Origin of the sequence: Arsenophonus endosymbiont of Aphis craccivora, assembly GCF_013460135.1 — a bacterium.
GTDB lineage: Bacteria > Pseudomonadota > Gammaproteobacteria > Enterobacterales > Enterobacteriaceae > Arsenophonus > Arsenophonus nilaparvatae.
The window spans coordinates 1,646,981-1,660,296 of the sequence record NZ_CP038155.1 but is presented as its reverse complement, the minus strand read 5'-3'; the positions used below and the strand labels follow the sequence as shown (position 1 = coordinate 1,660,296).

Sequence of the window (13,316 nt, the reverse complement as noted above, 5' to 3'; positions counted from 1 at the left end):
TCTCTTTTTGAAAGGACTGTATGTTAATAAATGCGGTGCCAATAGTCACCTATAAAAATGCTTTTTTATAAGATATTATTATTTATTTGTGTTTTAACAGAGAATGTTCAGGTATTAAGCAGATGAAAAAAAGAACAACTCACCATTTTTTATTATTCTGCATCCTACTGTTTTTGCTCATTAATTTATAATTAACTAATATATAAAGAAAATTATATAGATGTTATGGCTAATTTAATATTGATAAAAATAAAGCATAGAAATAAAAATGCTATGTTATTTAAAATTTTTTACTGGAGGATAAATATTTTTATCACATCTATTAAAATTATCTGCTTAATTTCGGCTTTGTTGAATAAATCGAACTTTTAGGTGATTGGCGGAGCTGATCGCTAAATTCGTTTCAACATCAGGTCCCCATGGCAAAGCAAAAGTTTAAAATTACCAACTGGCCCGCGTACAACAAGGCACTCAGACAACGCGGTTCCCTGACGGTCTGGCTTGATGAGTCGGCCATCGCTGGATGGACTGACAGTTCTTCGCCTGAAGGTCGTGGCCGGCCGCTTTACTACAGCGATATGGCTGTTACCACTGTCCTGATGATGAAGCGTGTGTTTAACCTGTCGCTCCGGGCATTACAGGGCTTCGTTGATTCGATTTTTAAACTCATGTCTTTGCCGCTGTGCTGTCCGGACTACTCGCTGGTCAGCAGACGAGCAAAGAGCGTCAACATCAGCATAAAAACGCCAACGCGTGGTGAAATCTCGCATCTGGTCATCGACAGTACCGGTCTGAAGGTCTTTGGCGAAGGTGAATGGAAAGTCAGGCAGCATGGGGCTGACAGACGAAGAGTGTGGCGCAAGCTTCATCTGGCAGCAGACAGTGTGAATCATGAGATTATCTGTGCCGACTTATCGCTCAGCGGAACGACAGATGCGCAGTCACTGCCGGGCCTGATTAACCAAACCCACCGGAAAATCAGGGAAGTGTCAGCAGACGGTGCTTATGACGCCTGTTACTGCCAAGATGCGTTGCTAAGAAAGAAAATCAGGCCCCTTATCCCGCCGCGAAGCGGAGCGAAATACTGGCCGGACAAGTACCATGAACGTAACCATGCGGTGGCGAATCAGCGTCTGAGCAGGAGTAATGATATGTGGAAAAAGAAAGTGGGTTATCACCGGCGTTCAGTGGCAGAAACAGCGATGTTCCGCATAAAAACTTTGCTGGGTGGCCATCTGAGGCTGCGTGACTATGAGGCTCAGGTAGGTGAAGCAATGGCGATGGTCAAAGCGCTGAACCGTATGACGTTGTTGGGTATGCCACACAGCGTCAGGATCGGATAACAGCTGTAGCAGAGGGAGCCATCCTGGCGGCTAATTCTGATTTATTCAACAAAGCCTCTTTGTATTAGAAAAAGTAGTCTTAGTATTAATACAACAAATAGTATTATAAAGGTCGAAAAATACCATCCAATTATTTGCCAAAGTGTGAATTAATAATTAATTATTATAAATAATGTCAAAAATGAGATATACCCAGCAGTTTACTTGCGGGTGTTAATCCATTAATTAAACAATCTGGTTGACCATCATAGGCAATTTTTCCATCTGCAATTACGATAGACCGAGTTGCTATTTGGCTAGCATCTTCCAAATTATGGGAAACCATCAGTAAGGTTAATTGGCGTTCATCACACACCTGTTTAAGTAATGTTAACATTTCATTATGTAAAGCTGGATCGAGAGCAGAAAAAGGTTCATCTAACAATAAAATCGGTTTTTGGCGGATCAAACAACGAGCTAACGCAGTACGTTGGCGTTGTCCGCCTGATATTTGTGCAGGCAAACGAGTGATACAATTATTAAGAGAAACTTGTTCTATGATCTGTTTTACTGCGCGATGTTGAGCTATTTCTAATCTTAAATTTGGTGAAATGCCTAACGCAATATTTTGCCAAACAGTTAAATGAGAAAAGAGGTTATTTTCCTGAAAAAGGATAGAAACTGGCCGCTTGGCTGGTGGTGTAGCAGTATGATTTTGGCTATTTAGCCAAATTTCCCCTTGTTTGGGATATTGAAATCCAGCGATCAAATCCAGTAGAGTACTTTTTCCTGCGCCACTAGGGCCTAATATAGCCCCTCTTTCAGCTCTATTTACTTGAAAATCAAACTGCATTGTTAGATTTTCATAACAATAGACAAGTTGATCTAATTTAATCATGCTCTTTTCCTGATAAATATTCTAATAAACTGAATAAGCTGAAACAAAGTAATAGCATTAACAACGCGGTAACTGCCGCATCATTATTACGGTAAGAGCCTAATTGTTGACAGAGATAATAAGGTAGGGTACGAAAGTTCTCATTACCAAACAGTGCAATAATACCAAAATCACCTATTGAGAGTATACAGGCAAAAGCGAAGGCTTGTCCTATGGTACGTTTCAAAGCTTTTAATTCAATTAGAGCTAGTCGATTTATGCCTTTGATCTGTAATGAAAGGCATAATAAATTATAGCGTTCAGCTAAGTCATACATCTGATTTTCTAATATTTTTAAGGCATAAGGAATAGCCATTAAAGCATTCGTCAAGATGATTAAACTATAAGGCGAGTAGGTTAAATTAATAGTATTATTTAGCAATAAAAAGAAGCCGGTAGCTAAAACTATGCCTGGCATTGCAAGTATTAATAATCCACTTAATTCGAAAGTTCGATAAAGTAGTATTGAGCGGCGCAGACGTAATTCACGACTACTCCAAAGCAACATTATAGTAAGAATAATACAAAGTACCCCAGCACTAATAGCGATAAAAATCGAATTAATGGCTGCTTGCCATAAGCCTGGCTGTTGTAACACGTGTAATAGAGTTAAGTTTAAACCATCAACGATAATAGCCAAGAAAGGCGGAATTAAGAAAAATAGGGTCATACTAATCAGTAATGTATCCCACCATTTCTGCCATCGACTATCAGCTGGATTTGTCCACCGCAATTGTCGACTAGCACCGACGGAAAAGACGACATTTAATTTTTGACTTAATAATACTAGCCCTAAACAGCAAAAAAGTTGGATCAGAGCCAGCAAAGCAGCTTTATTGAGATCAAAATCATAACTTAATGATTGATAGATAGCGAGTTCAATGGTGATTGCAGCAGGCCCCCCGCCAAGCGTCAGTACGGTAGCAAAACTGGCGAAGCACAACATAAAAATCAGTGCTGATGTTGGTAAAATCTGTCGTCTAAGATAAGGCCATTCAACAATCCGAAAATGTTGCCATTGGTTCATGCCTAGTTGTGCGGCAAGCTGACGTTGCTCAACTGCAATATTCTCTAGCGCAAGCAACAGCATCCGCATAGCTAATGGTAAATTCAAAAAGACATGTGCTAATAAAATGCCTTTTAGGCCGTAGGGGGTAAATTGGTAATTAATACCTAACCATTGACAAAATTGAGCAATCCATCCCACCCGACCATAGACGGTTAATAAGCCAAAAATGGCCACTAGTACTGGCAATACCAGTGTCATCGAACATAAGCGTAAAAACAGTATCCGACCCGGAAAATGGCGTCGAAAAAGGGCTTTGGCGAGAAATATTGCAGGGATAACGGATAAGACGGTCGATAGTAATGCTTGCCAACATGTAAAGCCAATGACGTGCCATAAATAGCTGCCATCAATAAATTCTTGCCAGCTTATTTGCGGGGCATGTAACCATAAAGTGCTGAAAGTAACTACCACAATAGTGATTAATAGGCCGGACACAACTATGCCAGGCCAAAGTGAACTACCTATTGGTGGCTGACGGCATTTTGCCATAAATTGATCCATTGATTGCGATGTTGAGTAATATCTTCTGTATTAAATTGTAATGATTTTTTTGGCACAGATATTTGTTGATAAACGTCGGGTAAGGGTATATCAATGACTGAATACATCCAATTGGTTGTCGGCAACGTTTTTTGGAACGTTGGTGATAGCATAAATTGCATGAATTGTTGAGCTAGTTTAGGCTGCTTGCTGGTTGCTAATTGGGCAGCCACTTCAATTTGCAGATAGTGCCCCTCACTAAATAGTGCCGCAGCATAATTACTTTTTTTATTATTTAACAGATGAAAACCTGGTGAAGAGCTATAACTTAGGACAAAATCGCTTTCACCTTTTAAAAACAATCCATATGATTCGCTCCAACCTTTAGTAACGGTTACGGTTTTTTTGGCTATTTTTTGCCAAGCCTGAGCACTGTTTTGCCCATAAATTTTTTGTATCCAAAGTAATAGCCCTAAACCTGGCGTACTGGTACGTGGATCTTGGTAAATAATTTTCCATGGCTGGGGGCCATTAATAAGTTCATCAAGACTTTTAGGCACTTCGGTGATCCTCGTCTTATCATAAATAAAAGCAAAATAACCATAATCGTAAGGGATAAAAATATTGTTATCCCATTTTATAGGTAATTTCAGTTGACTGATGTCAATTTTACTTTCAGTAAATAAGCCCGTTTTTTTTGCTAGATCAATTAAGTTATTATCAAGTCCGAGCACAATATCAGCTGGGCTATTTTTTCCTTCCATTCTAAGGCGATTTAATAACGCAACCCCATCACTTAGGCCAATTAGCTTCAGTTCACAGTGACAGATTTGTTCGAAGTCAGGCTTTATTGTAGGCCCTGGCCCCCAATCTGCGATAAAGGAATCATAAGTGTAAACGGTTAATATAGGTTTTGCCTGAAGAGCGAAAGCTGAACAACAAATTAAACCAATACTAACTATTTTTAGCAGTACATTCTTCAATACTGAGTTCTCCTATATAATTAAATAAAAGTGATGCTCTAGGATCTGAGGAATGGACAGTAATGAAGCTATTTATTGATGAATAAATCATTAGAGTGGCTCAAATCCCTACGCCGATGTTAATCGGATCAGGTTAGACGAGTTTTTCTCAGCCAGCTATTAACAATATTAATCATAGCAGGCACCCCGTTGAGATGGCCTTATTGTAAGATGTTATCTTATAATTGCAAATACTATATTTGATAAAGGCTTACCATATAGAGTAGTATGAAACAATAAGTTATCTTTTAAATTTTTAACGAGGTAGTCAGATGGTTGACAATGATGGCTACCGCCCGAATGTAGGAATTGTAATTTGTAATCGGCAGGGCCAGGTATTATGGGCTCGTCGCTATGGGCAACATTCATGGCAGTTCCCTCAAGGGGGCATTAATCCTGAAGAATCGCCAGAACAGGCAATGTATCGGGAATTATTCGAAGAGGTTGGGTTGGATCGTAAAGATGTTAAAATATTAGCGTCTACCCGGAACTGGTTACGTTACAAATTACCTAAACGTTTGGTGCGTTGGGACACAAAGCCAGTTTGTATAGGGCAAAAGCAACGTTGGTTTTTGTTACAATTGGTTTGTAATGAACATAATATTAATGTGCAAACAAGTAAAACGCCTGAATTTGATAGTTGGCGTTGGGTGAGTTATTGGTATCCTGTGCGTCAGGTTGTTTCTTTTAAACGCGATGTTTATCGGCGTGTTATGAAAGAATTTGCTCCGATGGTTATGTCACTGCAAAATAGTACAATGACATCAAATAAAAGCCATACCTATAGGCGTAAACGTGGCTAAATAAATTTAGCGAAAGAAAGTAGGTTTATGTTTATTTTAATAGCCAACTTTTGTCGTTTTGAAAGCGAAGTGAGAGTAGTGAAAGCTACTCTTGTTTATTTTTTGGAAAATTTCCTAGCCAAAGTATGCATTAGATAGATTTGTTGATGAATTTAATCAATAAAATACTATTAGATTTTAAACCGCATGCAGTCATGAAATTATATCAAGCTCTATAAAACTAAAGAGTGGAGACGATGAATAATAGTTATATTGTGTTTCCTAATATTGATCCTGTGATATTCTCGATTGGTCCAGTAGCCCTTCATTGGTATGGTTTGATGTATTTGGTGGGATTTGTTTTCGCTCTATGGTTGGCAAAACAGAGAGCCGGAAAAGCAAATAGTGGCTGGATCAAAAACGCAGTTGAAAATCTGCTCTATATTGGTTTCTTAGGTGTCTTTATCGGTGGACGTTTAGGCTATGTTTTATTTTATAATTTGCCGGCTTTCCTGAGCAATCCTTTGTATCTATTTAAAGTTTGGGACGGAGGAATGTCTTTTCATGGTGGGTTAATTGGTGTGATATGCGTTATGTGGTGGTATGCACGCAGAACTCATCGCCATTTTTTTCAAGTTGCCGATTTTGTTGCCCCATTAATCCCATTTGGATTAGGTATGGGACGTATTGGTAATTTTATTAATGGTGAACTTTGGGGACGTGTAACATTAGATACACCATGGGCAATGTTATTCCCAGGCTCACGAGCAGAAGACTTTCAGATTGTTAGTCAAGACCCTTCTTTATTACCGATTTTAGAGCAGTATGGCGTATTACCACGACACCCTTCCCAACTTTATGAGATGTTTTTTGAAGGGATTATTTTATTTATTATTTTGAATCTGTTTATTCGTAAACCACGCCCAATGGGTAGTGTTTCAGGATTGTTTTTGATTGGTTATGGGGCTTTCCGTATTTTTGTTGAATTTTTCCGTCAGCCGGATGCGCAGTTGGGGCTATTTGGTGGTGTAAGTATGGGACAAATTTTGTCAGTCCCTATGATCATTATTGGTATTTTAATGATGATCTGGGCCTATAAGAAAGATAGCCATTGTAAGGACTATTCCATTACTAGCAAGGCAGAAAAGAGTAAGTAGCAGAAAATTTTAATACAGTGTTTTTATTTATAGTATTAAATAATAGATTCTAAGCGAGTAATAATAATGAAACAATATCTGGATTTATGTCAGCGTATTATTGATAAAGGTCAGTGGGTAGCAAATAAACGCACAGGAGTTCGGTGTTTAACGGTTATCAATGCTGATCTTGAATATGATGTCGCAAATAACCAGTTTCCTTTAATTACGACTCGCAAAAGTTTTTATAAAGCGGCTATTGCTGAATTATTAGGTTATCTAAGAGGTTATTCTAACGCTGTACAATTTCGTGATATTGGCTGTAATACATGGAATGCCAATGCGAATGAAAATCAGGTATGGCTCAATAATCCGAACCGTAAAGGTGAAGATGACATGGGGCGAGTTTATGGTGTTCAGGGGCGTTCATGGCAACGGCCTAATGGTACTTATTTAGATCAGCTGCAAAAAGTTATTAGCAACCTTTCGGTAGGAATAGATGATCGTTCCGAGATAATCACTTTTTACAATCCTGGTGAGTTTGAATTAGGTTGTTTACGCCCTTGTATGCATACGCACACTTTTTCTCTGCTAGCTGATACGCTTTATTTAACTTCATATCAACGTAGTTGTGATGTTCCTTTGGGACTAAACTTTAATCAAATTCAATGTTTTGTTTTACTGGCACTGGTTGCTCAGATCACGGGTCACAAACCAGGTAAGGCTTACCATAAGATCGTGAATGCTCACATTTATGAAAATCAACTTTCGATTATGCGTGATATCCAGTTGAAGCGTACTCCTTATTCTTTGCCGCAACTACGTAGTAATCCTAATATTAAAACATTAGAAGATATTGAAACCTGGGTGACTAGTGATGATTTTGAAGTAATTGGTTACCAATATCATGATGCAATTAAATATCCATTTACGGTATGACATTTTTTATGGGTTGCTTTGATCATTAGCATCAACAAGGTGACTACCATCTTATTTGCTGTTTTTAATTAATATTATGGTTTAATTAATAAATAGCTACTAAAAACATTAAAATCTGTGAGGTGTTTCTATCTTTGCTCCCCAGTTTTTTGTAATACCAATTTTTTAATAGATCTGTTTCCCTTCTATCTTATTTGAGCATTTATTTTTTTATCCTAAATACATAACAATAGTTTGCATTAATTGTGCTACATATGGCAAAAATATATGCGCCAACAAGGGTTCACTCTGTTTGAAATTATGATTGCGATTTCCATAGCAGCCTTGATTGCTGTTGTTAGCATTAAGGGGTGGTGAAATTATCAACAAAAAATACATTTAATTGTTGTTACGCAAAAAGTTGACGCTTTTATTGCCCGTCATCAAATGCAGGCGGCTTATTTGAATCAAGAGAGGCAATTGATAGTTCAAACGGATAAAACTTCAAATTGGATGCTGATAGTTGCAATTAAAGGTAAAAAAGATACCCAGCAAAGTACAGAGATGAAGTGGATTAATAGGCATAATGAAGTAGTGTTGCATAATTACAGTCGAATATCGACCTTGTTGCTAGGTAAAAGAGGAATGGCATTACCGACAACTTTATGTTTTAGCAATCAATCAGCAGAGATCTCGATCATTATTTCAGGTTTGGGACGAGTGCGTTTATGTAGTAATCAAAGGCTGGTGGGAATAGCTAAATGCTAAATAAACACATTTCTTTTAATTGTAAGCAACAAGGTTTTTCTCTAATAGAAGTCCTAATCAGCTTAATAATAAGTAGTATTGTTTTTCTCGCTATCATAACGCTATATCCATTACTGCCGCAGCAAATCAATCGATTATATCAAGCTTATCATCTTGATATTGTGGCGAGATAATTCTTATTAATGTTGGAAAAAGATGTTCGACGTTCAGGTTATTGTTTTGGTGAGTGTGTCGGAGTGGCATTGAAAATTAGTGAAAAACGAGGCGAGGCAAAGCATTCCTGTATTCATCTTATTTACGATTACAATTTAGATGGCAAATGGCAAATGGCAAATGGCAAATGGCAAATGGCAAATGGCAAATGGCAAATGGCAAATGGCAAATGGCAAAAAGCACCAGATGAGACTTCTGATTTCTTTATCTATCGTATTCATCGAGGTAAGCTGGAAATACACCGTAGCGGAGTAGATTGTGAAGGGCCAGGATGGATAAACCTATTTGATCCCAAACAGATAATCGTTTTACAATTTGCTTTAAAAGAGGTGATCATGGATGAAAAACGTTTTTTAGCTGTATTTTTAAGTCTATCTCCGCGAGCATATCCAGATCTATTAAGGGAATACCAACTAAAAATTTATTTAAGAAATCAATCGATATGAAACTGATAAATTGGTTTTTTCCTCACAAGTTTGAACAGCAAGGGAGCGTTTTATTAATGGCAATAATAATGCTTATTTCTATGAGTTTATTAATGTTAAAATCGTTGCATCATCATCAGAATAATATATTGCAGATGTTGGAAAGTGAACGCAGTTATTGGCTTTTTTTTGAGCAAGCTGAGTCTGCATTGGCTTGGGGAAAATATCAACATTGGGTTATGACTAAGGAAAAAAATGCCTCATGGTCTTGTCTGCAACCGTTAGGCGCTAATTTTAAAAGTTGTTTGCGTTACTATAAAAATGATTATTATCTATTAGCTGGCCATGCTTATTTTGAGGGTAAAGCTATATTTACACTTTATCAATGGCTTAAGAAAGATAAAAATGCCATATCTGGTTTTGTTCCTCTAAAACAGGGATGATTGGATTTTTGTCCAGTTAAAAGAGCGGAATTTTGTCAATGAAAAATTCTAAGCCTAACAGGCAATCTGGAATGGCAATAACCGAAGTTATGGTAGCTATAGCCTTATTTGCTATTTCAGCTATCGCATTAATAAAATATGTTCATAATCTAATGGCTGGATTTTCTCTCGCATGGCAAAAAACACAGCAATTTCGCATGATGCACACTTTTTTTGAAAGTGGAGAAGCGATGCTAGGCATTGACTCTATTAGTGCCGATATAACAAATAATATGCCTAAAAATATTGATTTATCATATCGTTACGTGAACATTACAGATAATTGTAAGCAGATATTAGTTACATTTAAGATGCCTTATAACCAATTAACTGCTGCATCAAGGTGGTACTGTTCGTCAGGAAAAGATTATGCTACAAATTTATCATTCTAATCAATTAGATATTCACAAAGAGCTTATTTCTAGTTTGATCAAAAATAATCCCTTGACCCAGCCGTTTGAGCAAGAAATTATTTTGGTTCAAAGTCCAGGTATGTCGCAATGGCTACAAATAGAGCTTGCGCAAAGCTTGGGAATTGCCGCTAACATTTCTTGTCCGCTACCGGCAACTTTTATTTGGGACATGTTTACTCGGGTTTTATCTGATATCCCATCAGAGAGTGCTTTTACCAAAAAGGCAATGACTTGGAAATTAATGACAATTTTACCTTCCTTGTTACAAGAACCTGAATTCAAGCCTCTTAGACAATATCTTAATGAGGATATGGGTAAACGTAAGTTGTATCAGTTATCAGCTCGGATTGCGGATCTGTTTGACCAATATTTAGTTTACCGTCCCCAATGGTTAGAAAGCTGGCGTAAAAAACAACTAATTGAGGGTTTAAGTGATAATCAGCAATGGCAAAAACGTCTTTGGTTAGCGTTGACAGAGTATACGGAAAAGCTTAATCAATCTAAATGGCATCGGGCAAATCTCTATCAACAATTTATACAAAGTTTGCATGCTAATCTGCCTTCACATATTAGGTTGCCGAAACGTGTATTTATCTGTGGTATCGCCGCATTACCTCCGGTTTATTTGCAGGCATTAAATGCCCTTGGCCAGCATATTGATATTCATTTAATGTTTACGAATCCATGTCGTTATTATTGGGGAGATATTCAGAGCTATGCTTCTTTGGCAAAACTTGAACGACGCAAGTTAAAAAATTATCGAAATAACCATGAAATTGCGCGTTTCAAGGGAGAAAGTTCGCCTGATACGTTATTTAATCAACAAGGTGAACAATTTCTAACTAATCTGCTATTAGCTTCTTGGGGTAAATTAGGCCGTGACAACCTCTATTTTCTGTCTCAGTTGGAGCTATCTAATGAAGTTGCTGCCTTTGTAGATTTACCACGTGATTATTTGTTGCACCAAGTGCAGCGAGATATTTTAGATTTAGAAGATCATGCGCAACTTGGTTTAACCGAAGCGAGTTATAATAATAGTCTTTCAAAAAGACAATTAAGCAAACAAGATAAATCATTGACATTTCATTCATGCCATAGCCCACAACGTGAAATTGAAGTATTGCAAGATTATTTATTGCGCCTCTTTGAAGACGATCCAAATCTAACACCCAAAGATATAATTGTAATGGTGGCAGATATTGATAGTTACGCACCTTATATCCAAGCGGTGTTTAGTCATGTGTCCCCTGAACGTCGGTTACCTTTTTCTATTTCAGATAGAAAAGCCAGGCAGGTACATCCTATTTTGCAAGCTTTTATTTCGTTACTTGAGTTACCCCAAAGTCGTTTTACCACAGAACAAGTATTAGCTTTATTAGAAGTGCCAGCACTGGCTCGTCGATTTTCTATTTACGATGATGAATTATTTTTATTGCGACGATGGATTAACGAATCAGGTATCCGTTGGGGGCTTGATGATGAAAACATTGCAATGCTGGAATTACCAGCAACAGGGCAAAATACCTGGGCTTTTGGTTTAAATAGAATGTTGCTTGGTTATGTGATGGATAGTCATGTAGGTACTTGGAATAAAACTTTACCTTATAATGAATGTACAGGGTTATCAGCTAAATTAGCTGGGCAGCTTGCCGCATTTATTGATTCATTGGCTAGTTGGAGAAGTAAACTTAATCAGGAAAGAAAATTGTCAGAATGGTTGCCATTATGTCAATGCCTGTTAGATGCTTTTTTTGAGACTGATGAACAAATTGAAGCGATATTCATATTTATGCTCCAGCAATGGCAAAAAACGATTGAGACTGGAATAGTGGCAAAATATGAAGAAATAGTTCCTCTATCGCTGATTCGTGATGAATTAGCAACCTGTTTTGATGATGAAAAGATCAGTCAACGTTTTCTTGCAGGGGCAATTAATTTTTGTACTCTAATGCCTATGCGTTCTATTCCTTTTAAGGTTGTGTTTTTATTAGGTATGAACGACAGGATATATCCACGCTCAATACCTCCACTTGGTTTTGATTTAATGGCTGAGCAGCCACAACGCGGTGACAGAAAGCGTCGGGATGATGATCGCTATCTATTTTTGGAAGCTTTAAATTCCGCTTCTCAACTATTTTATGTTAGCTATATTGGGCATGCTATACGTGACAATCAAGCACATAATCCCTCGGTGCTAGTAAATGAATTACTTGATTATATTAGCCAAAGTTTTTGTTTAGAGGGTGATGAACATTTAAATATTGATCTTAGTGCTGATAGAGTAAAAGAACATTTAGTGATTAAACATACGCGAGTACCTTTTGCGACAGAGAATTATTTGCCTAATAGCATTCATCATAGTTATGCCAGTGAATGGTTATCAGCAGCCAGAAAACAAGGTAATCCACGGCCTGAATTCTGTACTACGTTAATGCCAATGATAGAACATGACAATGAAATATTATTAGAGCAGTTACTCTCTTTTTATCGACACCCGATCCGGGCTTTTTTTCAACAAAGGTTAAAAGTTAATTTTTTTAATGAAGAAGTACAATTACCGGAGGATGAGCCTTTTATTGTAAATAATTTACAACGATATAAATATAATGAACGCTTACTTAAGGCGATGATTTATGAAGAGTCACTGGAGGAGCTGTTAACGACTTTGCGTGCAACGGGTGGATTACCGGCAGAACATTTTGGTCAAATTTATTGGGAAAAACAGATCCAAGATATGCAGCCATTAGCTGATAAAGTAAAGATAAATTGTCATGAATATTTTAATAAACTATTTGTCGAACCCTTTGAGAATATTCGTTTGGCTGGACAATTACGAAATATTCAGCAAAACGGTATTATTCGTTATCGTCCTGCAAATTTAACGATTAATGATGGTTTATCTCTATGGATAGAACATTTAATTTTTTGTTTAACTGTTAGATCTGGTGAAAGTTACTATTGGGGAAGAGATAATAGTGAATGGTGTTTTGAATCAGTGGACAAATATCAGGCGAAAGTATATTTACAACAGCTCATTAATGGTTATCAAGAGGGGATGAATTCGCCATTACCACTTTTTAATAAAAGTGGCTGGAATTGGTTAATGTCATGCTATAACAAAAAAAGTGAACAATTTGATTTTGAGTCTGAGGCTGTTTTGCGAAAAGCAAAAATGCAGCTTATCCACTTCTTACAAGGTACCTATAATCAGCCAGGTGAAATGGAAGATAGCTATATTGGTCGTGCTTTCAGTAAAATAGATAGTAATTTGCTTGACACAATACAAAAAAAGGCACGTACTTATTTATTGCCAATGGCAATCTATAGAAAAAATAAAAAGAGGATGTAA

14 protein-coding genes and 1 riboswitch are annotated in these 13,316 nt (G+C 37.2%); of the genes, 11 read left to right on the top strand and 3 right to left on the bottom strand.

What is annotated here, in order from left to right; genetic code table 11:
* Positions 1-419 precede the first annotated feature (419 nt).
* A complete protein-coding gene (locus E3U36_RS08470) occupies positions 420-1,343 on the top strand; it encodes an IS5 family transposase (RefSeq protein WP_180816238.1) in 924 nt (307 codons plus the stop codon).
* A gap of 175 nt (positions 1,344-1,518) precedes the next feature.
* Here the strand turns inward: E3U36_RS08470 and thiQ are convergent, their stop codons facing one another.
* From thiQ to thiB, 3 genes are read right to left on the bottom strand one after another with little or no spacing between them, the layout of a single operon-like run.
* Positions 1,519-2,220, bottom strand: coding sequence for a thiamine ABC transporter ATP-binding protein ThiQ (gene thiQ / locus E3U36_RS08465; RefSeq protein ID WP_180816237.1), 702 nt, complete (start codon positions 2,218-2,220; stop codon positions 1,519-1,521).
* A complete protein-coding gene (gene thiP, locus E3U36_RS08460) occupies positions 2,213-3,817 on the bottom strand; it encodes a thiamine/thiamine pyrophosphate ABC transporter permease ThiP (RefSeq protein ID WP_180816236.1) in 1,605 nt (534 codons plus the stop codon). The genes thiQ and thiP overlap by 8 nt, the downstream gene beginning before the upstream one ends.
* Complete coding sequence (thiB, locus tag E3U36_RS08455; RefSeq protein ID WP_180816235.1) at positions 3,790-4,791, bottom strand: thiamine ABC transporter substrate binding subunit; 1,002 nt, start codon at positions 4,789-4,791, stop codon at positions 3,790-3,792. The genes thiP and thiB overlap by 28 nt, the downstream gene beginning before the upstream one ends.
* Before the next feature lie 87 nt (positions 4,792-4,878).
* Positions 4,879-4,990: riboswitch (TPP riboswitch) on the bottom strand.
* A gap of 112 nt (positions 4,991-5,102) precedes the next feature.
* Between thiB and rppH the strand changes: the two genes are divergently transcribed.
* From rppH to recC, 10 genes are all read left to right on the top strand, one after another.
* Positions 5,103-5,633, top strand: a complete 531-nt coding sequence (gene rppH, locus E3U36_RS08450) for an RNA pyrophosphohydrolase (RefSeq protein WP_180816234.1) — start codon at positions 5,103-5,105, stop codon at positions 5,631-5,633.
* 236 nt (positions 5,634-5,869) lie between these two features.
* Positions 5,870-6,769, top strand: a complete 900-nt coding sequence (gene lgt, locus E3U36_RS08445) for a prolipoprotein diacylglyceryl transferase (RefSeq protein WP_180816233.1) — start codon at positions 5,870-5,872, stop codon at positions 6,767-6,769.
* 66 nt (positions 6,770-6,835) lie between these two features.
* Positions 6,836-7,687, top strand: coding sequence for a thymidylate synthase (locus E3U36_RS08440; RefSeq protein WP_180816232.1), 852 nt, complete (start codon positions 6,836-6,838; stop codon positions 7,685-7,687).
* A 267-nt stretch (positions 7,688-7,954) separates the two neighbouring features.
* Positions 7,955-8,044 (top strand): prepilin-type N-terminal cleavage/methylation domain-containing protein, encoded by a 90-nt coding sequence (locus tag E3U36_RS13260; protein WP_180816231.1) that lies wholly within the window; start codon positions 7,955-7,957, stop codon positions 8,042-8,044.
* 84 nt (positions 8,045-8,128) lie between these two features.
* The gene (locus tag E3U36_RS08430; protein ID WP_180816230.1) at positions 8,129-8,434 is read left to right on the top strand and encodes a hypothetical protein; all 306 of its coding nucleotides are present in this window, start codon (positions 8,129-8,131) and stop codon (positions 8,432-8,434) included.
* Complete coding sequence (locus tag E3U36_RS13255; RefSeq protein ID WP_180816229.1) at positions 8,428-8,607, top strand: prepilin-type N-terminal cleavage/methylation domain-containing protein; 180 nt, start codon at positions 8,428-8,430, stop codon at positions 8,605-8,607. The genes E3U36_RS08430 and E3U36_RS13255 overlap by 7 nt, the downstream gene beginning before the upstream one ends.
* 12 nt (positions 8,608-8,619) lie before the next feature.
* Positions 8,620-9,093, top strand: a complete 474-nt coding sequence (locus E3U36_RS08420; RefSeq protein ID WP_180817662.1) for a hypothetical protein — start codon at positions 8,620-8,622, stop codon at positions 9,091-9,093.
* A complete protein-coding gene (locus E3U36_RS08415) occupies positions 9,090-9,515 on the top strand; it encodes a DUF2509 family protein (protein WP_180816228.1) in 426 nt (141 codons plus the stop codon). Before E3U36_RS08420 ends, E3U36_RS08415 begins: the two co-directional genes overlap by 4 nt.
* Positions 9,516-9,553: 38 nt before the next feature.
* Positions 9,554-9,946, top strand: coding sequence for a prepilin-type N-terminal cleavage/methylation domain-containing protein (locus tag E3U36_RS08410; protein ID WP_032114550.1), 393 nt, complete (start codon positions 9,554-9,556; stop codon positions 9,944-9,946).
* Positions 9,924-13,316, top strand: a complete 3,393-nt coding sequence (gene recC / locus E3U36_RS08405; protein ID WP_180816227.1) for an exodeoxyribonuclease V subunit gamma — start codon at positions 9,924-9,926, stop codon at positions 13,314-13,316. The genes E3U36_RS08410 and recC overlap by 23 nt, the downstream gene beginning before the upstream one ends.